The organism is Paenibacillus sp. F024, from assembly GCF_057814255.1.
Window position 1 is genome coordinate 1 of record NZ_JBVASZ010000034.1, and the last position, 21,991, is coordinate 21,991.

The 21,991-nt window shown below is 51.8% G+C and carries 20 protein-coding genes; 17 read left to right on the forward strand and 3 right to left on the reverse strand.

What is annotated here, in order from left to right:
• The first annotated feature begins 399 nt into the window (after window positions 1-399).
• Together cyoE and ACZYR9_RS22965 are read left to right on the forward strand one after the other, a co-directional pair.
• The gene (gene cyoE, locus ACZYR9_RS22960; RefSeq protein ID WP_488980749.1) at window positions 400-1,353 is read left to right on the forward strand and encodes a heme o synthase; all 954 of its coding nucleotides are present in this window, start codon (window positions 400-402) and stop codon (window positions 1,351-1,353) included.
• A gap of 91 nt (window positions 1,354-1,444) precedes the next feature.
• A complete protein-coding gene (locus tag ACZYR9_RS22965) occupies window positions 1,445-2,053 on the forward strand; it encodes an SCO family protein (protein ID WP_488980750.1) in 609 nt (202 codons plus the stop codon).
• Window positions 2,054-2,098: 45 nt separating this feature from the next.
• On the opposite strand, the gene ACZYR9_RS22970 is transcribed toward ACZYR9_RS22965, so the two are convergent.
• The 3 genes from ACZYR9_RS22970 to ACZYR9_RS22980 all read right to left on the reverse strand — a co-directional run bounded on the left by ACZYR9_RS22970 (window position 2,099) and on the right by ACZYR9_RS22980 (window position 6,085).
• Window positions 2,099-2,458, reverse strand: a complete 360-nt coding sequence (locus ACZYR9_RS22970) for a toprim domain-containing protein (protein WP_488980751.1) — start codon at window positions 2,456-2,458, stop codon at window positions 2,099-2,101.
• Window positions 2,459-2,748: 290 nt separating this feature from the next.
• On the reverse strand, window positions 2,749-4,365 hold the full coding sequence (locus ACZYR9_RS22975) for an S-layer homology domain-containing protein (protein ID WP_488980752.1): 1,617 nt from the start codon (window positions 4,363-4,365) through the stop codon (window positions 2,749-2,751).
• Window positions 4,366-4,918: 553 nt separating this feature from the next.
• The gene (locus ACZYR9_RS22980; protein WP_488980753.1) at window positions 4,919-6,085 is read right to left on the reverse strand and encodes an MFS transporter; all 1,167 of its coding nucleotides are present in this window, start codon (window positions 6,083-6,085) and stop codon (window positions 4,919-4,921) included.
• A 129-nt stretch (window positions 6,086-6,214) separates the two neighbouring features.
• Between ACZYR9_RS22980 and ACZYR9_RS22985 the strand changes: the two genes are divergently transcribed.
• The 15 genes from ACZYR9_RS22985 (at window position 6,215) to ACZYR9_RS23055 (ending at window position 21,989) form a co-directional block, all read left to right on the forward strand.
• The gene (locus ACZYR9_RS22985) at window positions 6,215-6,376 is read left to right on the forward strand and encodes a hypothetical protein (RefSeq protein WP_488980754.1); all 162 of its coding nucleotides are present in this window, start codon (window positions 6,215-6,217) and stop codon (window positions 6,374-6,376) included.
• Between the two features lie 80 nt (window positions 6,377-6,456).
• Entirely contained in the window at window positions 6,457-6,891 is a 435-nt protein-coding gene (locus tag ACZYR9_RS22990; protein WP_488980755.1) for a hypothetical protein, read from the forward strand.
• A gap of 35 nt (window positions 6,892-6,926) precedes the next feature.
• A complete protein-coding gene (locus ACZYR9_RS22995; protein ID WP_488980756.1) occupies window positions 6,927-8,090 on the forward strand; it encodes a transglutaminase domain-containing protein in 1,164 nt (387 codons plus the stop codon).
• Between the two features lie 113 nt (window positions 8,091-8,203).
• Complete coding sequence (locus ACZYR9_RS23000) at window positions 8,204-8,917, forward strand: HAD-IA family hydrolase (RefSeq protein WP_488980757.1); 714 nt, start codon at window positions 8,204-8,206, stop codon at window positions 8,915-8,917.
• Window positions 8,918-8,982: 65 nt separating this feature from the next.
• Window positions 8,983-11,040 (forward strand): peptidoglycan D,D-transpeptidase FtsI family protein, encoded by a 2,058-nt coding sequence (locus ACZYR9_RS23005; RefSeq protein WP_488980758.1) that lies wholly within the window; start codon window positions 8,983-8,985, stop codon window positions 11,038-11,040.
• Between the two features lie 196 nt (window positions 11,041-11,236).
• Window positions 11,237-12,199: a metal ABC transporter solute-binding protein, Zn/Mn family gene (locus ACZYR9_RS23010; protein ID WP_488980759.1), complete on the forward strand. Its 963-nt coding sequence runs from the start codon at window positions 11,237-11,239 to the stop codon at window positions 12,197-12,199.
• A gap of 38 nt (window positions 12,200-12,237) precedes the next feature.
• Entirely contained in the window at window positions 12,238-13,005 is a 768-nt protein-coding gene (locus tag ACZYR9_RS23015) for a metal ABC transporter ATP-binding protein (protein ID WP_488980760.1), read from the forward strand.
• Window positions 13,006-13,010: 5 nt separating this feature from the next.
• The gene (locus ACZYR9_RS23020; RefSeq protein WP_488980761.1) at window positions 13,011-13,979 is read left to right on the forward strand and encodes a metal ABC transporter permease; all 969 of its coding nucleotides are present in this window, start codon (window positions 13,011-13,013) and stop codon (window positions 13,977-13,979) included.
• Window positions 13,976-14,863 (forward strand): metal ABC transporter permease, encoded by an 888-nt coding sequence (locus ACZYR9_RS23025; protein WP_488980762.1) that lies wholly within the window; start codon window positions 13,976-13,978, stop codon window positions 14,861-14,863. Before ACZYR9_RS23020 ends, ACZYR9_RS23025 begins: the two co-directional genes overlap by 4 nt.
• A gap of 478 nt (window positions 14,864-15,341) precedes the next feature.
• Window positions 15,342-16,142 carry a flagellar motor stator protein MotA gene (gene motA / locus ACZYR9_RS23030; protein ID WP_488980763.1) on the forward strand — a complete coding sequence of 267 codons (801 nt, stop codon included), beginning with the start codon at window positions 15,342-15,344 and terminating at the stop codon, window positions 16,140-16,142.
• The gene (motB, locus tag ACZYR9_RS23035) at window positions 16,126-16,914 is read left to right on the forward strand and encodes a flagellar motor protein MotB (RefSeq protein ID WP_488980764.1); all 789 of its coding nucleotides are present in this window, start codon (window positions 16,126-16,128) and stop codon (window positions 16,912-16,914) included. Before motA ends, motB begins: the two co-directional genes overlap by 17 nt.
• A 234-nt stretch (window positions 16,915-17,148) precedes the next feature.
• A complete protein-coding gene (gene asnB, locus ACZYR9_RS23040) occupies window positions 17,149-19,032 on the forward strand; it encodes an asparagine synthase (glutamine-hydrolyzing) (RefSeq protein ID WP_488980765.1) in 1,884 nt (627 codons plus the stop codon).
• A gap of 14 nt (window positions 19,033-19,046) precedes the next feature.
• Window positions 19,047-19,790 (forward strand): Cof-type HAD-IIB family hydrolase, encoded by a 744-nt coding sequence (locus tag ACZYR9_RS23045; protein ID WP_488980766.1) that lies wholly within the window; start codon window positions 19,047-19,049, stop codon window positions 19,788-19,790.
• Between the two features lie 29 nt (window positions 19,791-19,819).
• Window positions 19,820-20,305 carry a DUF456 domain-containing protein gene (locus tag ACZYR9_RS23050; RefSeq protein WP_488980767.1) on the forward strand — a complete coding sequence of 162 codons (486 nt, stop codon included), beginning with the start codon at window positions 19,820-19,822 and terminating at the stop codon, window positions 20,303-20,305.
• Window positions 20,306-20,324: 19 nt separating this feature from the next.
• Window positions 20,325-21,989: a putative polysaccharide biosynthesis protein gene (locus tag ACZYR9_RS23055; RefSeq protein ID WP_488980768.1), complete on the forward strand. Its 1,665-nt coding sequence runs from the start codon at window positions 20,325-20,327 to the stop codon at window positions 21,987-21,989.
• Window positions 21,990-21,991: the final 2 nt, after the last annotated feature.

A 21,991-nucleotide genomic window follows, 5' to 3' on the forward strand; every position in this document is an offset into this window, starting at 1 on the left:
TCTGCAAAATGTATGGACTAAAGACGCTTTTGTAAATCGCATGCGCATGAATGACGAACATCGGAAAGCCGTATGAGGGAAAACTTCACGTACGGTTTGATGAGGAGGGGCTGAAAAAAAAAAAAAATTCAGTCCTTTACTCTAGTATAGGCCCAGTCCGTAAGCGACGTCGAAAGGCAGCATTTATACTATACTGCGTCTCCTGTGTCCGAAAGTAAAGAGCGTATTTCCTCGTCAAGTGAGCTGAAACGTTCGAAAATCGCAATATATTCTCTCCTTCATCGGTTTCGACAATATTTTGAACACCGGGGTCTGTTTGTTGTCAAACGGTCTGCAGGTTGATATTATTAAGGGGATATGTATGCGTGAAGAATCGAGGATTCACTAAAGACTCTTCGCATGAGGAGGTTTAATCAAGTGAAGGAACAAGTAACCTTGGAGCTGGGTGCGGAAGCGGCTGCCGCGGTTGAAACGCCGGCGAGCGAATCGGCGAGCTGGAAGGATTTTGTTCAATTGGCCAAGCCGGGTATTTTATTTTCCAACTCCATTACGGCCTTCGGCGGCTTTTGGGTCGCATCGGGCTGGCATCTCGATTGGATGAAAATGATATTCACACTGCTCGGAACCGCACTCGTGATGGCTTCCGGTTGTGTGCTCAATAACTATCTGGATCGCGATATGGATACCAAAATGGAACGGACGCAGACGAGGGCTTTGGCTACCGGAAGGATTGCTCCTCAAACGGTGCTGTGGTACGGCATCACTTTGGGAGTCATCGGTTTATCCGTGCTTTGGTTTTTGGCCAATCCGACCGCGGCGATGCTCGGTCTCATCGGATTGTTCGTTTATGTCTGGATTTATACGGCCTGGTTTAAACGGACCTCAGTTTGGAGTACGGTAGTCGGCAGCTTCTCCGGCGCGGTTCCTCCGGTCATTGGCTACTGCGCAGTCAACCCGCAGCTCGATGCGGGCGCAATCGTACTGTTCGGAATTTTGTTCCTGTGGCAGCCGCCTCACTTTTGGGCGCTTGGCATCCGTCGGATGGAAGAGTATCGTGCTGCAGGATTTCCCTTGCTTCCGGTAGTCAAAGGGACGTATATTACCAAGATGGCGATGATCCGTTACATCGTTCTGCTCGTTCCCGTTTCTCTGCTGCTCTATCTCTTCGGTTATGTCGGATCGTTGTATTTCTACGCGGCGGTCGTTTTGGGTTTGTATTGGGCATTTATCAGCCTGAAGGGCTTTAAAGCTGAAGACGAAGTGCAGTGGGCGAAAAAAATGTTTATTTACTCCATTAATTATTTGATCCTGTTGTTTATTGCAATGGTGGTCAGCACGACTCCCATACCGTAATTGCTATAATACGGCTTGGATATGGAGTTTTAATCCCACGGCACCTGCGGCCTGGGATTTATTTTTTAAATAAAGAAAGGGGATGGGTCTTATGCAAAAAAACGGCTTTAAAATTATCGTTACGGTATTATTGCTCGGCCTGATTGCTACTTTTGCCTATATGTTATTCAAGGGGCCGGAGCAGCAAATCGGAGTGATCAAAAAAGCGCCGGAATTTACGCTGGAAAACCTGGACGGAAAGCAGGTATCGCTGGCGGATACGGCTGGAAAATCGAAATTGATTTATTTTTATTTCTCTACTTGCCCGGATGTATGTATTCCGACGACATACACGCTTTCCAAGATTCAGGATGCTCTGATCAAGAAGGGCGCCTTTCCGGACAAGACGGTCCTGATGTCGATTACCTTTGATCCGGACAGGGATACGCCTGAGCGGCTGAAAGAATTCTCGCAGCTCTACCATGCGGATTATCGGGGCTGGTATTTCCTGCGCGGCAATCAGGATGAAGTGATCAAGCTTGCCAGCGATTTCGGTGTGATGGTAGTCAAAGATCCCGGAGGAGAAACGTATACACATGGCAACTTATTTTTGCTTGTGGACGGCAAAGGCGATCTCCGTACGTATTACAGCGGCCATGACGAGAACCTGGATATAGAGAAGGTGGCTGATGACCTGATCCAAATCAGCAAGGATAAGTAAGACTCCTTTGGGCAAGGCATCGTCATTCATTTAGTGAAGCACGGTTTAAAACTTATCAAAGGCAGGGATGGTGGGAGGATATACGATAAACTCATCAAGTCCTGCCTTTTCCAATTGCTGAATTAAATATTCGTCAGGCGTACCCTCCACGCCGGCATAGCCGCGTCTTGTATAAATTTGCTCCGCATCGGGAAACGCATCCCTTAAGATAGCCCGTATTTTTTTGCCGGAGGCATCGTTGTCGGTGAACAAGTAAACGTATCGGCCGCCGATTTTCTTTTTTAGCGCTTCCAGCCGTTCTGTGTTGAGTGAACCGAACGTGCATAGAATAAGAATATCGTCCGTAAGCAGACGCTGGAGTCTGCTTTTGTCGTTTTTTCCCTCCACAATGATGGCGATAGACATCGAATCCCCCATTTCACAGGTGATAAGGCGCTTTATTCAAATAGTATATCTCTTTTTGAGGTCCTATCCAATCCGTGGGCATTATTTCCTAGGAAATGCCGGAGCGGAATGCCGTACGTCTTCTACACCATACGGCGCCGCAATAGCTTAGAGTAACGCCAAAACCGTCAGTTGAACTGGAAAACAGTAGACATATGAAATGTAAAACAAAATTGTTCTTTTAAACGAACAGAAAAGGTCTGACTGGATGTCAGACCTTTTCTAATGGAGAGTGGTCATTGCGTAAGCTGTTACTTGTTGATAAAGCTGGCTCTTTCGAGCAGGCGCTTAAGCATGGTAGCGGATTGTGCGCGGGTTGCCATATCGCGGGCGCCCAGCGTATTCTCCGTCATGCCGTCGACGATGCCTGCTTCAATGGCTGCCGCCATTTCGTTATGTCCCCATACGATCGTATTGGAGTCAATGAATCTTTCGAGCAGCTGGGCTTGTCTCTGTTCGGAAACGACCGGCTTCGCGCCCGCATAGGCGAGAGCGCGGACGACCATCGCCGCCAGCTCTTCGCGGTTGATCGAAGCGTTCGGACGGAACGTTCCGTCTGCGTAGCCGTCAATCAGTTGAGCGGACGCCGCAGCTCTTACAACGCCGGAGTACCAGGTTCCGGAAGCGACGTCGGTAAACGAGCTGCTGCCGGTATCGGTAGCGTCAAGCCCCAAGGACCGGACGACGAGCGCTGCGAACTCCGCGCGGGTAATGCTGCGTTCCGGTTCAAAGGTCGTATCAGTTACGCCGTCAACAACCAGCTTGTTAGCCAGCAGCTGAATGTAGTTTTGCGCCCAATGACCCGAAATATCGTTGAACGATTTGTTCATTTCGATCGCTGCATAAATACTGCTGCCGTTGCGCTTCAATACCGCCTGATTGCCTGAGAAGATAGAAGGGACGAAGCTCAGCCAGTTTGTTGTCGTGTTGAACAGTACGCCGGTCATCCTGGATGGGTCAGCCGTTTTATTAAGCGGAAGAATCCGGCTTAAATAATGGTTGCCCAAATCAAGAGCTGCCGTTTGGTCATTGCTGCCTTGACCTGCGATGTTGAAGTCGACCACAGGGCTGACAAGTGTTCCGCCAATCGTGTTTGCAGCAGAGGCGACACGGTCGATCATCGCTTGATCGGCTTGGGCAATGCTTACCCTGATGATCAAATCGCTGACGGGTTCGGAAACCCTAGTGGCCAGGTCCTCAAGCTTCAGCACATTCAACGGAATATTGTATGTGCCGTTGTCGTTGGTCACGATCAGCAGCTTCTCGGGGTTGGCTATGAAGCTTTCAAGCGCTTTGGCCGGGATCAGTGCAAAGGTGCCGCTCAGGGTAAGCGTTACCGTGTTGTACTGCTCGAACGAGTTTTTCAATAGGTCGGCATTCACGGAACCGTCAGCAGGAACACTGATGTTTTCGGAAGGGCTCGTGCTAACGCCGCCGCCACCTCCACCGCCGCCACCGCCGCTCCCGCCGCCTGGGCTGGATCCGGAGTCATCGCCGCTGGTATCGCGGTAAACGGTTTGATATACGGCCTCATTGACGGTAAAGCCTACTGGCCCGTATAAGTTAATGTAGTTATAATTACCAAGGTTTGAAAGGTTGAAGTTGTAGTGATATCTGCCGTAGACTTCATCATATACGCTGTATGTAGCGGTGGTGACACCAATTTGATTGCCGCTCGGGTCATACGCGTATACGCTTGGGGTAACGCCCGGTTCATGCATGTCGGTATAGACCGAACCGGATACTGAGCCGTTGCGATACGTCCCCACCTGAAAACCTGAGGCTGCAAAAGCAAGCACAGGCAGCAGGACAGAGATGATCATCATCAGCGCAGTGACTTGGGCTGTTTTTTGAACAGCAGGCTTCATGCGGTTATCACTCCTTACTGTTTTTGCGATTAGTGACAAATAGGTATTACGGTTAGTCGGCTTCACTGCTGGTCCATTTTCACCTCCTTTTTCCCGGAATCCCATTTACATGGGTTCGAAACAGACACGTAAGTTTATGTCCGTTTTGCCAAATATAGGGGGTCTGCTTCGTCAGTCAATAGCCAATCCTATGAACATTACCCCCTTGAGTAGGAATCGAAACGATTTGGCTCCCCATTAAACGAGGACAAGGATTACAAAGTTGCGCTATTTTACCAAATACTGTACTTTAGAACCAGCAAATTAGTTCTACGGTTGCGCTATCGAAGAAGAGCCGGGACCAACCGCCGAATGGCTGAATTGACCTTGAAAATCCAGGGCAATCGATGGTTTATCAAAGAAATCGCCGCTTCATTTCACGAATATTGTCGAATGCTATAGAACAGGGCAACGAATCATCCTATGACAAAGACCGTCCGCTTGGGACGGTCTTTGTTGGAGCATGCGAATCCAATGGAAGGCCAAAGAGCATGAGAGCAGCCTGCCGGTTCCGCTATGCTTTAACCGGAGAAGTGAACGCGCGAAACGGAAGAAGGGAGAGCGCCAGCATTAAGCAGACAAAGGCGATAAAATATGGCGAGATGTACGTTCGAATGTAGCCGGCTGCCAAAGGGCCGGCAAAAGCGCCGATGGAGTAGGAAATCGACAGCAGCGAAAAGACGCGCCCGTAGCGACTGGAGCTGGTGACGGCGGCAAGGACGGAGGCGATCGCAGGAAAGATGACGCCCTTCGCCATTCCGATCATGAATAAAGAGGCATACATGGGCAACGGCCAATGGATCGACAATCCGAAAAAAATGAGCGCCAGCGCCAAGCTGCCCAGGGATGTACGCAATACGGGAGAAATCCGGCTCAAAAACAGCATGCTCAGCGTAACCAGCGCGCCGAGGCTGACCAGAGAGAAAAACACGCCCGAGGTTAGAATGGACCCGTGAGTCTCTTTCATCAAAGGGAGCTCAAAGAAAAGAATGCCCTGGGAGCAGGAGATGGCTAGAGGCACCGCATAGAACAACCATGGAATCGTGCCCGTTTCTGCTTGAGACGCATTTGGAAGAGTGCCTTCAAGCGCAGGGTGGCTACCATGAGGAACCGGTTTGGCTGCCGGTTGCTTGTACTGTTTTTCCCTCACCCCGATCCAGGCCAAAATTCCCGTGATAATGAGTCCCCAGCCCAGAAACGTAAACGATTGGGCAAATCCGAACCTTGCGACAAGGTAGGCTCCTGCGGCCGGGCTTAGTACGGATGCGAGCGTATGAACCATGCCGTTGCCTGCCATCAGCTTGCCCTGCTGCACCCGGTCTTTGGCGATTTTGGCGAGGAGAGACAAGCAAGCCGGGGATAAAAAGGCAAGTACGAAGCCGCTGATGGAACGGATGATCAGAAGCTCCCACGGGTCGGTCACACGCGATTGAATTAGCAGCACAATTCCTGCTACAATCAGGCTGAACACAATAAATCCTTTGCTGCCGTAACGATCTACGCCATAGCCGGCGATCAGGTTTCCAGGCAGGTGTGTAATGGAATAGACGCCTAATATTAAACCTATGAAGGACGGCGCCGCCCCCAGAGAGATGGCGAACGGGGAGAGGATGGGATACTGCGCATGCAGATCGAAAAAAGCAACGAACATGAACAGATAGAGCCATACGGCGGTTTTCATTGGAATCACCTCGCATCGATTAGGAGTGGCTGTCCCTTAGCCTGTCACTCTATACGTTTACGTTCGTGGAAGAGCGGATAGTACAAGTATTTTGGAGTTATTGCTCTGTTAAGAGACAGGAAGGGATGGATGCGGGAAATGAACTCGATCATGATGCTTCTGCTCGTCCTGATTCTGCTCATTTCGCTGATGCGTCTTGGCTCAGCCTTCCGGCGCTCCCGAAGGCCGGAACGTGAGGAAGAAATCCGGCGCAAGCTCATGGAGCTGCGCAAAAAAAGAGATGAAGAATAAGAGAGCATTGGTGTATGATGAGGGAATAGCTCGAAATCATATCGACAAAGAGTGTGCGAGGAATGGAAGGGGAGAACGGGATGGATTTTATTTCAACATTTGTGGCGGAGCGCTGGTTTGTCATCGTCGGGGCGATCGTTTTGCTTTTTATTGTTATTGCCGTAGTGAAGACAGTGGTGAAATGGGTGATTGTTCTGGCGCTCTTGGCAGGCTTGTTCATCTACGGGGCAAACTATAAAGATCAGCTGGTGGAGCTTGGCTCAACGGTAGGCGCCAAAGTGGCGGAGGAAGCCAAGGCCCAGGCGATGACTGTTATTATGGAGGAAGCCAAGGACGCGAAATACACACAAAACCCGGATGGTTCTTACACGGTCACAACGAAGAGTGTAAGGCTTGACGGTAAGCTTGGCGACAACAGCGTTCAAGTCACCTTCATGAACCAGACCTTTACGTGGAAGCTGGATGATTTGACGAAGGGCCTGATTGAACAGGCGAAGAAAAACGCAGGACTCTAATTCCTGTGTCCAGTTCGTAACGGCGGAAGGAGGAAATGCGTTTGAACGGTCTGGAGCAGCTTTCAGCGATTAATCTGATTACAGTGCTTATTGCGGTTACGTTTATTGTGTCAGTCATTCAGGGTCTTTACCGCGGCGCTTCCTCGTCTGCCAAACACTTGGCACTGATGGTAACCGATGGGATCGTTACGCTGATCAGCTTGTATGCGGCTTGGCAATTGACCTCCTGGCTGTCGCCAAAATTTCAAGCCTGGCTTGTCGGGCTGGGTCTGCAGATTCCCCGGCAGGAGCTGGGATTTTGGCAGCAGCTGTACTACACCATTGTTACCGGGGTTAGAGACTTTTCCCTGCTCAGATTTAGCGTGTTGTTTGTAGTCAGCTACGGCCTCATCAAACGCCTGGTGTATCTGATTGTCGATCCGCTGGCAAACTTGTGGATAACGGAGCGGCAGAGGCTCGGTTCCGAGGGACATACACGAAGGACTCCCACACTGTTGAGCAGTCTGATCGGCAGCATCATCGGAGCGGTTACCGGTCTGGGGCGCAGTCTTCTGATGATTGCGGCATTCTTTATCCTCACGACTTTGTTTCCGCAAACGCCGGTATCCGGATACATTCAAGATTCGTCATTGTATCAAAAGGGCGCCAAAGAAGTGATTCAGCCGGTTACCGGCAATTTCTTCTCCAGCCAATTGCCGGTATTTACACGGGCGGTCGAAGAGGAATTCTCCAACATCCTGCAGCGGAAATATGAGATGGTGGATGCAGCCGTTCCCAACGATATTGCGGAGGCGGCCAGGCACGTGACGGCAAAAGCCAAAACGGATGAAGAGAAGGCCAAGCTTCTCTATCGCTGGGTAGGGACGCGCATCATCTATGACTGGGAGAAGGTCCGTCTGTATGAGGAGCAGCGGATATGGAAGGAACAAACGCCTGCAGAAACGTTTAGCGCCAAAAGAGGAGTGTGTATCGATTTCTCCAGACTATACGCCGTTATGGCCAGATCCGTGGGACTTGACGTGAAGGTGGTCACAGGACTCGGCTATGACGGCCGCGGCGGCTATGGACCTCACGCTTGGAACGAAGTATACTTGAGCGAACACAAAGAGTGGGTGCCGCTCGATTCCACTTGGGTGGCCAGCGGGGGCAACTGGTTCAACCCTCCGAATTTTAACGAGACGCATATCAAGGATAGTTAATCGCGCGTTAAGCCGGATTCTCGTCCATTGGACGATTTCTCCGGCTTTTTTCATGAGAGAAATTTGTGGTACACTTGTAACGGAAGGCTTTAACCATACGGGGGGACGTCAGCATGCCGCCGCACAAATCATTAGAACATTATAAGGCTGTATTTTTCGATGTGGGGGATACGTTATTGACGATCCCGGCAGCTCAAGCGATCATGCAGCAGTTTTTGGCAAGCCGGTCGTTACACCGGAAGGAAGAACGAATCGGTGAACTTTTTACCGAATCCTTTCGTCTTTTTTATTACGGAAAGCAGATGGATTCGTTTGAGGCTTGTACGCCGGAGTCCGACCGCATGTTCTGGATGAAGCTGTACCGCTACATTTTAGAGCATCTTGGCGTGGAGGAAGAGCGGTGGACCGAAGAGCAAATTCATGCTTGCTGCCACGAGCTTTATGACTTGTTTACATCTCCTCAGCACTACGCGTTGTTCGAGGATGTGGAGGAATGCCTTGCGGCTTTGAAGGAGCGGGGCCTGCAGCTCGGCATTATATCGAATTTTGCCCCGACGCTGCGTTCGATCTTGAAGCACAAACGAATTATGCACTATTTCGATCCGGTCATCGTGTCTACGGAGGTAGGGCTGGAGAAGCCGGATCCCGGGATATTCCGTCTTTCTCTGGAGCGCTCGGGCCTTGCCGCCGAGGACGTTCTTTATGTGGGAGACCACGACCTGAATGATATTTGGGCCCCTGCGCAGGCAGGCATCGATGCCGTCAAGATTAAGCGATACGACTATCATACCGGTGACGGGATATACTCACTTCGCGAGCTGCTTTAACCTCGTACAAAGCGACATGCAGCAAAGAAGTAAGGAAGTAAAGAAGTAAAGGAGCACCAAAGGAAATGAAAAAGCCCATCGGGATGGATGACCCGCAAAAGCAGGAAGTAAGCAAACGCCGCAATTTTACATTTCGTATCAATCTGTTCTTTTTCTTTACCTTTTTCCTGTTTTCCGTACTGATCGTAAGGCTGGCGATGCTGCAATTCGTCGACGGCAAGGAGCTGCAGGCGGAGAAAGCGAAGATCAACAAAGCGAATACGCCGATCCCGCCGATCCGCGGAAATATTTATGACCGGGTGGGAGCGCCGATTGCTTATACCACTTCTACACAGTCGCTTTATTTTCGTATTGAGCAGGATCAGCCGCAAGACGAGGTCATCGCGCTTGCGCAAAAGCTGGCCGATATTTTCGCTAAATACGGGAGCCCCAACGCTCCGAAGCTGACCGCGGAAAATATCATCCTGGAGATGGATGTGGGGTACGACCTGAATAAGAACAAAGTGACGGCCCCCAGCTACTTTTCGGTGCCGCGGCGCATTAAATCCGGTCTGACCCCGGACGAAATGGCCTACCTTCTCGAACACCGGGATGAGATGAAATGGATCGAAATCATGGAGGAAAGCATCCGCCTATATGACCAGGAGACGATCGCCACTCAGCTGGTAGGATATATGCGTCCCTTCTCCAGGGCAAGGGAAGCGCAATACGGCTTGAGCTTCTATAAGGACAAAACGAAAACGGAAGGATACATGGATACGGAATACGTCGGCTATGACGGCATTGAGCTCATGTATCAGGAGCAGCTGCGGGGACAAAACGGGATGAAATCTTATCCTGTCAACGCCCAGCACAAAATTATCGGACCCGTAGAGATCACGAAGCCCGTTAAGGGCAACAATCTCTTCCTGGCGATCGACCGCAACGTTCAGCTGACGACAGAACAGGCGATTATGGATCATCTTAAATATTTGAAGAGTCCGGAAGCCCGCTCTAATCCTTATGTCGCCAGAGGGAGAAATGCGGTTGCCGGATATGCCGTCGCTATGGAGGTCGATACGGGAAAAGTCGTCACCATGGCCAGTATGCCTGACTATGATCCGAGCGTATGGGCAGGAGGAATTCCGCAAAGCGAGTATGACCGGATACAGCCGTACGTAAATAACGGAACGATCACCACGGCCTACCCGGATTATCCGACGAAGGAGGAGCGGGATAAGCATCCAACCTCCATCGTATATGTAGGCTCGGTCATTAAACCTTTGTCGGTTCTGGTCGGATTAAACGAGGGCTTGTTTACTCCCAGCACCAGGTACCCGGATACCGGAGTGTTCACCTACGGTAGGGACAACAGCGCAAGACTGCGTAACTCCGACGGTAAAGCGTGGGGCATGATCAACGCTACGCAGGCCATTCAATACTCGTCCAACACGTTCATGTCCGCCATGATCGGGAATGCTTTGTATATGAGAAGCGGCAATAAAGCGATCGATATTTGGGATCAATACTTGGCCAAGTTCGGACTCGGCGTATCGACGGGAAGCGGATTGCCCAAGGAATACGAGGGGTTAAGCGAGTATAAAACCAACACAAGAGAAAGCCCGCAGCAGCGGATGGTTTTCGCCTCCTGGGGCCAGAACGAAAAATATACTACGCTTCAGCTGGCACAGTATGCTGCGACGCTGGCCACGCGCGGCGAGCGGCTGAAGCCGCTGCTTGTAGACCGGATCGAGACTTATGAAGGGCAGCTGGTGCAAAAATTCGACCAGAAGGTCGTTCTGGATAAGACCGATTTTCCGCAGGCATATTGGGATGCGGTCATCAAAGGGATGGAGAACGTAAGCGTACAAGGATTTTCGGACTTCCCTTACAAGTTCGCAAGAAAAACCGGTACCTCCACCCAGGTTGTCGGAGGCAAGGAAGTCGATAATGCCGTATTTATCGCCTTCGCTCCTTTAGATAAGCCGAAGCTGGCTGTCGCGGTTGTCGTACCCGAGGGCGGTTACGGGGCTTACGGCGCAGCGCCGATCGCACGCAAAATATTTGATGCGTACGACCAGCAGTACGGTCTTGACGGTGTGCCTAAAGGCGCCGCCGCAGGAGCGGCAAATACACAGCAATAGATCCATGCCGGAATCTCCTCTTGCAGGAGATTTTTTTTTGAATAAATGTTGCACAAGGTAAACATATTTGTGTATTATAAAAATATAGTCAATAGGGCAAAAAACATTGTCTAACTCAACATTTGAGGTCTAAGACAACAATTGGGCACCATATAGATAACTACGGAATAAAATGAGAACGATTGGAGAGAGCACCATGCAAATGAAAACACTGCCGGCATCATTCAAAAGGTTCATTATGACACTGCTTTTATTGGGGCTGGCTGCAGCCTTGGCCGCTTGCGGAGGCGCAAAGGAAAACGAAGGAAATGCTGCGGCGGACGGGAAAATCCAGGTGGTCTCTACGACCGGCATGATTCATGATTTGGTGAAGCAGGTAGGCGGAGAGCACGTCGAAGCGTTTGCCTTGATGCAGCCCGGTGTAGACCCGCACTTATACAAAGCTTCCCAAGGAGACCTCAGGAGATTGGAGCAGGCCGAGCTTATCTTTTATAACGGTTTGCATTTGGAAGGGAAGATGATTGATGTGTTTGAACAAATGGCCAAAACCAAGCCGACGGTGCCTGTGACGAAGAACATTGCGGCATCCGAATTGCTTCCTTCCGGTGATCAAGGAATGGAGCACGATCCGCACGTATGGTTTAATGTCAAGCTTTGGATCAGCGCAGCCGAGACGATCCGGGATGAGCTTGTGAAGCTGGATGCCGTCCATGCCGACAGCTACAAAACGAATGCGCAGTCTTATATCAAGCAGCTCGAAGAGCTGGACCAATACGCGAAAACACAAATCGCGAGCATTCCCGAGCGGCAGCGGGTGCTGGTGACGGCCCACGACGCATTCGGATATTTCGGTAAAGCCTATGGCATACAGGTCAGAGGGCTGCAGGGAATGAATACGGCGTCGGAGTACGGGTCCAAGGATGTCAGTGAGCTGAGAGACTATCTTGTTGCAAATAAGATCAAGGCCGTTTTTGTGGAATCAAGTGTTCCCAAGAAATCGATTGAGGCCGTAACCGAAGGAGCCAAGAGACAGGGACATGAGATTCAAATCGGCGGTGAATTATTCTCCGATGCCATGGGCGCGGAAGGAACCCCGGAAGGGACTTATCCCGGGATGGTGCGCCATAATGTCGATACGATTGTAAAAGCGTTAAAATAGAACATTGTTTGAAAAAGACTATACAGGGAGTGAGCCGTATGAGAGAGCAGCGTCTTCCTTTATCCATAGAAAAGCTGACGGTCGCCTATCAGAAAAAGCCCGTGCTGCAGGACATTACCTTCGACATTCCTGAAGGCAAGCTGATCGGAATTGTCGGACCGAACGGCGCAGGCAAGTCAACGCTCATTAAAGCGGCGCTCGGACTGATCCCCCGTGTGACGGGGGAGGTTTCCATCTATGGAAAGCCGTATCAGGAGCAGCGCAAATTCGTAGGATATGTGCCGCAGCGGGAATCGGTGGATTGGGATTTTCCGACCAACGCGCTGGATGTAGTGATGATGGGGCGCTACGGGCATTTGGGCTGGTTTAAGCGCCCGGGCTTAAAGGAACGGCAAATCGCTTTGGAATGCTTGGAGAAGGTCGGTATGGCCGGCTTTGCCCAAAGGCAGATCAGCCAGCTTTCCGGGGGACAGCAGCAGCGCATTTTTCTGGCCAGGGCACTGGCGCAGGATGCCCGGCTGTATTTGATGGATGAACCGTTCGTCGGTGTGGATGCGGCGACGGAGAAGGCGATCATTACCCTGCTCAATGAGCTGAAAAAACAGGGCAAAACCGTGCTTGTCGTGCATCATGATCTTTCGACGGTCAAAGAATATTTTGACTGGGTCATGCTGTTGAACGTCAAGCTGATGGGCATCGGCCCTGCCGATGAGATCTTTACGAGAGAAAATCTGCAGCGGACCTACGGAGGCAGATTAACCCTGCTGAACCGAAGCGACGATGCGATTATTGTGAGCGCGAGGTGAGCGGAATGTGGACCCATGTGTTGGAGCTTTTTCGTGATCCGAATATGCAATGGATCCTGCTCGGAAGCATACTGCTTGGCCTTAGCAGCGGCGTTCTGGGGAGCTTCGCCTATCTGAGAAAGCAGAGTCTGATGGGAGATGCGCTCGCGCATGCGGCGCTTCCCGGCGTATGTATCGCCTTTATGCTGACCGGCTCCAAATCGATGCTGTTTTTTCTGGTCGGTGCGGTGATTGCGGGGATTATTGCTACCTTCGGTATCGGATTTGTTACCCGCAATACGCGAATCAAGCAGGATGCGGCGCTGGGTATCGCGCTTTCCGTATTTTTCGGTTTCGGCGTCGTGCTGTTGACCAAGATACAGCAAAGCGGCAACGGCAATCAAAGCGGGCTCGATACCTTTATGTTCGGTAAAGCGGCCTCGATGGTTTTGTCTGATGTGATTACAATGGCGTTGGCGGCGCTGGCGTTAGTTGTCATCTGTGTTTTATTATTCAAAGAATTCAAGCTGCTTAGCTTCGATCCAGGCTTTGCCAAAGGAATCGGACTGCCGGTTGCCTTTCTCGACCAATTGATGATGTTCCTGATTGTGGTGGCCGTTGTCATCGGTATCCAGGCGGTCGGCGTTGTGCTGATGTCCGCACTGCTGATTACCCCCGCGGTTTCGGCAAGGTACTGGACGGATAAGCTCGGTCTGATGGTTGTCCTATCGGGCGTCTTCGGGGCTGTTAGCGGCTTCGTCGGAACGTTGGTCAGCAGCACGGCCAATAACCTGCCGACCGGGCCTCTCAGCGTATTGGCGGCAACGCTTCTGTTCGTAGTCTCCGTGCTGTTCGCACCGAGGCGGGGAATGCTGTCCAAACGGCTGGAACGGCTGGCAGTGAAGCGAAGCGTGCTCGGAGAGCTGAGCCATCAACCTAGGCTGCACAGCTTCCATCGGGCGGAGCAAGCCAACCATAAGGAGGGGCAGGCATGAATGACTTTTGGATCATGCTCACCGCAGTTCTTGTAGCCTGCTCCTGCAGCATGCTCGGCTGCTTTCTGGTGCTGCGCAGAATGGCAATGATCGGAGATGCCATCAGTCACTCCGTACTGCCCGGCATTGTCATTGTGTTCCTCTTCAGCGGATCCAAGGACTCCCCGTTCATGATGCTCGGCGCTGCGGTTTTCGGTCTGATCACGGTTTACCTCATTCAGTGGTTTCACCAGACCGGGGTACAGTCCGATGCCGCTATCGGCGTCGTGTTTACGGCATTATTCGCTGTCGGCGTCGTGCTGGTCAGTCTGTACAGCCGGCAGGTCCATCTGGATCTGGATCATGTGCTGTTCGGTGAAATTTTGTTCGTACCATGGGAACGCTTCATAGCGGGGGGCGTCGATCTGGGACCCAAAGCTGTATGGGCATTGGGGTTTGTGCTCACGCTAAGCTGTTTACTGATCGGTCTGTTTTATAAACAGTTCAAAATCTGTGCCTTTGATCCGGCCATGGCGGCTGCGGCAGGCATTCCGGTCGCATTGTTTCATTATCTTCTGATGGGGCTCGTTTCGATGACGACGGTCGCCTCTTTCGAAAGCGTAGGCGCCATTCTGGTGGTGGGGCTCCTGGTGGTTCCGGCCGCAACCGCCTATCTCTTGACGGAACGGCTCAGCCGGATGATATTTTACAGTATGGGGATCGGATCTCTCAGTGCGGTCATCGGCTACTATACCTCCGTGCTCTTTGACGCTTCGATTGCGGGCTGCATGATTACGGTGGCGGGCCTCCTGTTCGTCATCGTCCTGCTGCTCTCCCCGACGCATGGCGTCGTGTGGCGGAAGCTGAGGCAAAAGCGGATACCGCAGGGGGAAGAAGCGTTATAACCCTGTACATCATTTTGTAAAATCATCCGGCATTCGCCAAACGGGGATACCGGCAGCATATACCGATGGCAGCTTAGACCTCTTAACCCGGCTGCTCGGGCTGAGGCGGTAACGATGGTCCCAAAAAGCATGAAATAACCGTAAAAAAGAAGGGTATCAGCGGCACTTTGCCTCTAATGCTCTTCTTTTTCTATTCAAGTAATGCGTATGAACCGTATCATAACCAAATGGTAAAGTTATTCATTTCTTCGATATGTTTTGGCCGAATGCTCTCTTCACAAAAACATTACAAGAACGTTACAAATGTTATTGCTTAAAAAATATGGTTAATTTATACTAGAAAAAGCTTAAAATGCTAGATTGATAGGCACGGTGCGCAATAAATATGTCGAAAAATATCGAGTTATGGTGAGATGGCCCGTCCTTTCCGTTATTAAGCATCGAAAGCGGCATTTTCAAAACTTTAAGGAGTGGGCATATGGAAAAATCAACGATCATCGGAATCATACTTGGTTTTGCAGCCGTTATTGGAGGTATGGCGCTCAAGCATGCGCCGCTTGGGTCTCTGGTTAACCCTGCCGCTTTCGTGATCATTCTCGTGGGTACGGCCGCATCGTTATTCATCGCTTTTCCGATGTCTGAGCTCAAGAAAATTCCGAACTTGATAAAAATTGTTTTTAATACTCCGCAGCTGACAAGCCGGGAAGAATTGCTCGTATTATTTCAAGATTTGGCTTCGATCACACGCCGGGAAGGACTGCTCGCCTTAGAGTCCAAAGTGGACGAAATGCAGGATCCTTTCCTGCGCAATGGCATGAGGATGATTATTGACGGCAATGATCAGGAATTCGTGCATGACGTGCTGATGGAAGATATCTCTGCGATGGAGGAGCGGCACCGCGTGGGAGCGCTGATTTTTACTCAAGCGGGTACATATGCCCCGACGCTTGGCGTATTGGGTGCGGTTATCGGGTTGATCGCCGCATTGGCGGATATGAGCGATATTAACAAATTATCGGCTGCTATCGCTGCCGCATTCGTTGCTACGCTTCTAGGTATTTTTACGGGTTATGTGCTTTGGCACCCTATAGCCAACAAGCTTAAAAGAATATCCAAACAAGAAGTGGATCTGCGATTGATGATGGTAGAAGGCCTGTTATCGATCCAATCCGGTGTGTCTACCATTGCCATCAGCCAGAAGCTGTCCGTATTTATGACGCCGAGCGAGCGCGCGAAGATGTCGGAGAAAGGGGCGGACGGCGGTGAAGAAAAAGCATAAGAACCATCAGCACGACGAGCATATGGACGAATCCTGGCTTATTCCTTATGCCGACCTTTTGACATTGCTGCTGGCGCTTTTTATCGTGTTGTTCTCCATGAGCAGCATTGATGCCAAAAAATATGAACAAATGAGTCAAGCCTTCAGCATCGCTTTTACCGGCGGTTCGGGGGTGTTTGAAAATAGCGGCATCACTCCGCTCCCGATGCCTAGCTCACCGAGTCAGGAATCGACTTCCGGAAGCCAGACCGACCGCCAGGAGCAGATGAGGCATGAACAAGAGGATATGGAGAAGCTGAAGCAGCAGCTCGACCGGTATATCCAAGAAAACAACCTTACCACCCAATTGGATACCAAGCTGAATCATTCGCAGCTCATGATTACCATCAGCGATAATGCATTGTTTGATTCAGGCAGCGCCGAAGTGAGAACAGCAGCGCGGGATCTGGGAATCAGCATTTCAAACATGCTGCAGCAGTATCCGGGATATGAAATCGTAGTCTCGGGCCATACGGATAATCTGCCGATTAATAATTGGCAGTACCGCTCCAACTGGGATCTCAGCTCCGATCGGGCGATTAATTTTATGAAGGTGCTGCTTGAGAATCCGGGCATTGATCCGAAGCGTTTCAGCGCTGTAGGGTATGGCGAATACCGGCCTGTGGACACGAACGATACGGTAGAAGGCCGTTCCAAAAACCGCAGGGTCGAAGTATCCATCCTTCGTAAATACACGGACCCGGCCCCAACGGGAGCGCCTGTCGTCCAGTAAATGATGAAAGCATCCGCATTTCTCCAATGGTGGAGGAAACGGATGCTTTTTCTCATAGGCGATCAACCGGACGCTTCCACGTCCGGTTGAAAAGATGCTGGACGCAAAACCAACCCCATTTCCTGCTGACGCTGCGAATATGTTATACTGTTGTATCGGATAATTAATAGCTCGTTTGTTGCATGATGAATAAATGAATGCCAAGGGCGCAGCTTGAGGAGGATTTGGAATCATATGTGCGGAATTACCGGCGTTTTATATTTTGAGGACCGAGAGCCATCCCCTGGCATGCTGAAAAGCATGACCGACATCATTGTTCACAGGGGGCCGGACGATTTCGGATTTTGGAGCGAAAACCGGATTGGATTAGGCTTTCGGCGCTTGTCGATTATTGATTTGAGTGAAGGACACCAGCCGCTGGCCAATGAGGACGAGTCGGTATGGATCGTGTTTAACGGAGAGATTTACAACTATAAATACTTGCGCAATACGCTTCAGTCCAAGGGACATCAGTTCAAAACCCACAGCGATACGGAGGTTATCGTTCACCTATATGAAGAATATGGGGAGGATTGCGTGAAGCATCTGCGCGGGATGTTCGGCTTTGCCATTTGGGATCGCCGGAAGAAGCGGCTGTTTGGGGCGCGCGACCATTTTGGGATCAAGCCTTTTTACTACTATAATGACGGAAAAAGATTCCTGTTCGGTTCGGAAATCAAAAGCATTCTGGCTGCCGACGGGGTGCAGCGGTCGGTTCACTCGGAGAGCCTGCTGAACTACTTGACGTTCCAATACGTGCCGGAGCCGACCACGATGTTCCAAGGGATCTATAAGCTCCCTCCCGGTCATACCGTATCCGTGTCCTACGACGGCGACATGAAGATCAGCCCTTACTGGGATCCGATGCTCGAGCCCAATGAGGAGCTTACGCTCGCCGACAGCGTGGAGCAGATACGGGAGGCCTTGAAGGATTCGGTCATACATCATATGCAAAGCGATGTGGAGCGCGGCTGCTTCCTTTCCAGCGGTATCGATTCGACGGCAATCGCGGCGCATATGCGGAGGATCGAACCGATCCGTACCTTCTCGGTAGGCTTTGAGGGTGCAAATAATGAAACGGTTATCGCAAGACAGACCGCACAGGCGCTGGATACGGAGCATTACGATAAAATCATCACGGCACAGGATTATTTTGCCACCCTGCCGAATGCGGTTTGGCATCAGGATGAGCCTGTAGCCGATCCGTCGGCGATCGCTCTTTACCATGTCGCACAGCTGGCCAGGGAGCACGTTACCGTCGTGCTGTCCGGGGAAGGAGCGGACGAGCTGTTCGGCGGCTACCGGATTTACCGCGAGCCGCAGTCTCTGGCGCCGATCGAACGTCTGCCGACAGGGGTTAAACGGCTGCTTCATGCGTTGGCGCGGCTGCTTCCGGCGGGCGTTTACGGGCGGAATTATTTGCTTCGCGGCACGACCCCGCTGGAAGAGCGATTCCTGGGCAACGCCAAAATTTTCAGCGAGGACATGAAAGCGGAAGTGGTGCGGGCAGACCGTGAAATGCTCAGAAGCTACCGGAATCCATTGGAGATTGCCAAAGTGTTTTACGACAAGAGCAAGCATCTGGACCCGGTTTCCCGGATGCAGTATATCGATATGAATTTGTGGATGCCCGGGGATATCCTGATGAAGGCGGACAAAATGACCATGGCTCATTCCCTGGAGCTGCGCGTGCCGTTCCTCGATGTGGAGCTGTATGAAATTTCCCGCCGTATTCCGGCCAAACACCGGATTGCCGAAGGGACGACCAAATACGTATTCCGCAAAGCGATGGAAGGGATCATTCCCGATTTCATCCTGAATCGTCCGAAGCTCGGATTCCCTGTACCGATGAGGGATTGGATGAAAGGTCCTCAAGGCCAGGTCATTATGGAACAGATTGCCGGAAGCGGCATTGAGGATTACATCCGCATCGACACGATTCATTCCATGCTCAAAAACCATCAAAACGGTCAAGGGGACTATGCACGCCGGATCTGGACCATATATATGTTCGCGCTTTGGCATACAACGTATATGGAAGAACTATCATCGACCCCGTCGTTGGCGCATGCGTTGTAAAGGGGACCATCATCATGAGTCATTATAAACTGATTGCACTGGATTTGGACGGAACATTGCTTACGGATGATAAACGTATCTCCGAGGAAAACAAGGCGGCGCTCCGGCTGGCGGAAGACTCCGGGATTACCGTGATGTTCGCCACGGGACGCGGCGTGCAAAATGTGGAAGAGTACATCCGCGAGCTCGGACTCCGTTCGCCGCTGGTTACCGTCAACGGCAGCGAGATTTGGAAGGAACCGGGGGAATTGCTGGAGCGTCATCTCGTCTCCCCCGACCTCATCCGCCGTATGCATAAGCTGGCGGCTTATTACGATACGTGGTTTTGGGCTTACTGCGTCGGCGATATCTATAACAAAGAGCGCTGGCTGCCGGATTCGGAGATCGATGCGAAGCAGTGGCTGAAATTCGGTTATTTTACGGAAAATACGGATAGTCTTGCGGTCATTCGCCAGGAGCTTGCCTCGTGGAGCCTGCTGGAGATTACGAATTCCCACCCGTGGAACCTGGAGCTTAATCCTAAGGGGATTAACAAGGCCAGCGGCTTAAAGCGGGTGTGCAGCCTCCTTGGCATCCAAATGTCCCAGGTGATAGCGATGGGCGACAGCTTGAACGACGCTGCGATGCTTCAAGAGGTCGGGCTCGGCGTTGCGATGGGCAATGCTCAAGACGAGGTCAAAGCACTGGCGGACGCCGTCACTTTAACGAATGAAGAGCACGGAGTGGCCAAGGCAATAAGACAATATGCGCTTACATAAGCTAAAGCCCGAAAGGCAGGCGATGCTCAGTGACGATTGCAGCTTGGATCATCATTATTCTCTTATTTGCCGTCGGAATGGCTGGAGCGGTCTATCCGGTGCTGCCGGGAGCGCTCGCCATCTATGCTGCATTCTTTGTGTATGGCTGGATGATAGGATTTGAACCGTTCGGTCTCTGGTTCTGGCTCATTCAGACCACGATCGTGGCGGTGCTGATGGTGGCCGATTACGCGGTCAGCGCGCTGGGCGTCAAGAAATTCGGCGGCTCGCGCGCGTCGGTGATCGGCAGTACGGCGGGTCTTTTGATCGGCCCGTTTGTCATACCCGTAGCTGGCCTCTTGATCGGTCCATTCCTCGGAGCGCTCATTGGCGAGCTGATCGCAGGCGCCCAGCTGCGGCAGGCATTCCGGGCGGGCATAGGGGCGGTGGTCGGATTTTTCTCGGGCCTTGTGATCAAGGTTGCGTTTCAACTGCTGATGATCGTTCTGTTTATCGTGTGGATAGTAAGGTATTAACGGGGAAGAAGGGAATGTTTTGTCTAAAGATTCGTTAGTCAAAGGAACGCTTATCCTGACCCTGGCCGCCTTGGTGGCCAGGGCGCTTGGCGTGGTGCAGCGCATTCCGCTGGTCTACCTGCTCGGAGACATCGGCATGGCGGCCTACGGCATCGCCTTCAATCTGTATTCCGTGCTGCTGGTTGTGGCTACGGCAGGGATTCCGAGTGCGCTAAGCAAAATGATATCCGAGCGCACGGCTCTGGGGCGGCATGCGGAGGCCGACCGGATCTACAAGGCTGCGCTGCTGTTCGCAGCCGCCGCCGGCATTATCATGACGGTGCTGCTGTATGCGGGGGCGCCTTATTATGCCCGCAGCATAGCCAACCCGGAGGCTTCACTGCCGATTCAGGCGATCGCTCCGGCCCTTCTGCTGTTTCCGCTCATTGCGATTATGCGCGGATATTTCCAGGGCCGTCAGATGATGATGCCTAACGGGATGTCGCAAATTATCGAGCAAATTTTCCGCGTAGCCACATCGGTGCTGTTGGCCTATTTGCTCCTCAGCCACAGCTTGGATTATGCCGTCGCCGGCGCATCGTTCGGCGGAGTGATGGGCAGCATCGCAGCCATGGCGGTGATGCTGTATTATGCCATGCGTCTGAAGCGGAGCGACCGCAGAGAGCGGCTTGAAGAGCAGACGCGGGGTCCGGTTCAGGCCGAGCCGTTGGCGTTCAAGAAGATTTATGCGCAGCTGTTTAGACTATCCGTACCGATTGTCATTTTTTCCATGACGGTCACATTGATTTATACGATTGACGCTTCGATCGTAACGCTGCTTTTGAGGGATCAAATCGGAGAAATGCCCGCGAAGGAAATTTTGGGAATCCTCGTAGGGCGGGCTCAGTCGTTAGCCGGGATTCCGATTATCCTCGCCATTGCGCTCAGCCAATCCATTGTGCCGATTATCTCCTCCGCCTACTCTCAAAACGATATAAAGCAGGTCGAGGGCCAGACGGCAAAGGTGCTGCAGCTCTCGATCCTTACGGGGCTGCCGATGGTGCTCATCATCTGCGTCGCCGCTAGCCCGCTGAACCATTTTGTATTCGGCAATCCAACAGGTTCGCCGGTGGTTGAAGAATACGCGGCACCGGTCATCATCGCCCTGACCGTAAGCGCGATGTTCCAAATCCTGATGCAAACCTCCGGAGCCGTGCTGATGGGCATGGGCAAGATGAAGGTGCTTGTGTTCAGTGTGCTGGCAGGGATTGCGGTTAAGCTGATCGCAAGCTTCATGCTTTCACCGTTGTTTGGCATTTACGGGATTATTGCCGCTACGGCGCTTTGCTTCATCGTCATGACGTTCATCAGCCTGCTGACGCTGCGCAGGACGGTCCGTTTCCGAGTCTTCAGCTTGCCCCGCTGGATGGGATTGGCCGTCGTTACGGCGGTGATCGTGCTGTTGGGTATCGGATTGGATTGGGTAAGTCTCCGCTTTATTCACCCGTTTGGCAGCGAGCGTTGGGATGCCATGCTGCAAACCCTGCTGATCGTTGGAGTAACCGGTGCGGCTTATCCTGTGTTCCTGTTCCTGACCCGGGTAATGACCGTTCATGACCTGCAGCATTTGCCGGGACCGCTGCGCAGGCTTGCCGGACCGATACTCGCCCGTTTGGGACGGGATCGTCAGAGTGAACGGGGTTAACG

Coding starts and splice junctions, on each gene's coding strand:
- ACZYR9_RS22975 (WP_488980752.1), bottom strand. CDS start 4,365: ATGAAGCCTGCTGTTCAAAAAACAGCCCAAGTCACTGCGCTGATGATG.
- ACZYR9_RS23045 (WP_488980766.1), top strand. CDS start 19,047: ATGAGTCATTATAAACTGATTGCACTGGATTTGGACGGAACATTGCTT.
- ACZYR9_RS22970 (WP_488980751.1), bottom strand. CDS start 2,458: ATGTCTATCGCCATCATTGTGGAGGGAAAAAACGACAAAAGCAGACTC.
- asnB (WP_488980765.1), top strand. CDS start 17,149: ATGTGCGGAATTACCGGCGTTTTATATTTTGAGGACCGAGAGCCATCC.
- ACZYR9_RS23005 (WP_488980758.1), top strand. CDS start 8,983: ATGAAAAAGCCCATCGGGATGGATGACCCGCAAAAGCAGGAAGTAAGC.
- motA (WP_488980763.1), top strand. CDS start 15,342: ATGGAAAAATCAACGATCATCGGAATCATACTTGGTTTTGCAGCCGTT.
- ACZYR9_RS23010 (WP_488980759.1), top strand. CDS start 11,237: ATGCAAATGAAAACACTGCCGGCATCATTCAAAAGGTTCATTATGACA.
- ACZYR9_RS23020 (WP_488980761.1), top strand. CDS start 13,011: ATGTGGACCCATGTGTTGGAGCTTTTTCGTGATCCGAATATGCAATGG.
- ACZYR9_RS22995 (WP_488980756.1), top strand. CDS start 6,927: ATGCGTTTGAACGGTCTGGAGCAGCTTTCAGCGATTAATCTGATTACA.
- ACZYR9_RS22965 (WP_488980750.1), top strand. CDS start 1,445: ATGCAAAAAAACGGCTTTAAAATTATCGTTACGGTATTATTGCTCGGC.
- ACZYR9_RS23015 (WP_488980760.1), top strand. CDS start 12,238: ATGAGAGAGCAGCGTCTTCCTTTATCCATAGAAAAGCTGACGGTCGCC.
- ACZYR9_RS23000 (WP_488980757.1), top strand. CDS start 8,204: ATGCCGCCGCACAAATCATTAGAACATTATAAGGCTGTATTTTTCGAT.
- ACZYR9_RS22980 (WP_488980753.1), bottom strand. CDS start 6,085: ATGAAAACCGCCGTATGGCTCTATCTGTTCATGTTCGTTGCTTTTTTC.
- ACZYR9_RS23025 (WP_488980762.1), top strand. CDS start 13,976: ATGAATGACTTTTGGATCATGCTCACCGCAGTTCTTGTAGCCTGCTCC.
- ACZYR9_RS22985 (WP_488980754.1), top strand. CDS start 6,215: ATGCGGGAAATGAACTCGATCATGATGCTTCTGCTCGTCCTGATTCTG.
- ACZYR9_RS22990 (WP_488980755.1), top strand. CDS start 6,457: ATGGATTTTATTTCAACATTTGTGGCGGAGCGCTGGTTTGTCATCGTC.
- cyoE (WP_488980749.1), top strand. CDS start 400: ATGAGGAGGTTTAATCAAGTGAAGGAACAAGTAACCTTGGAGCTGGGT.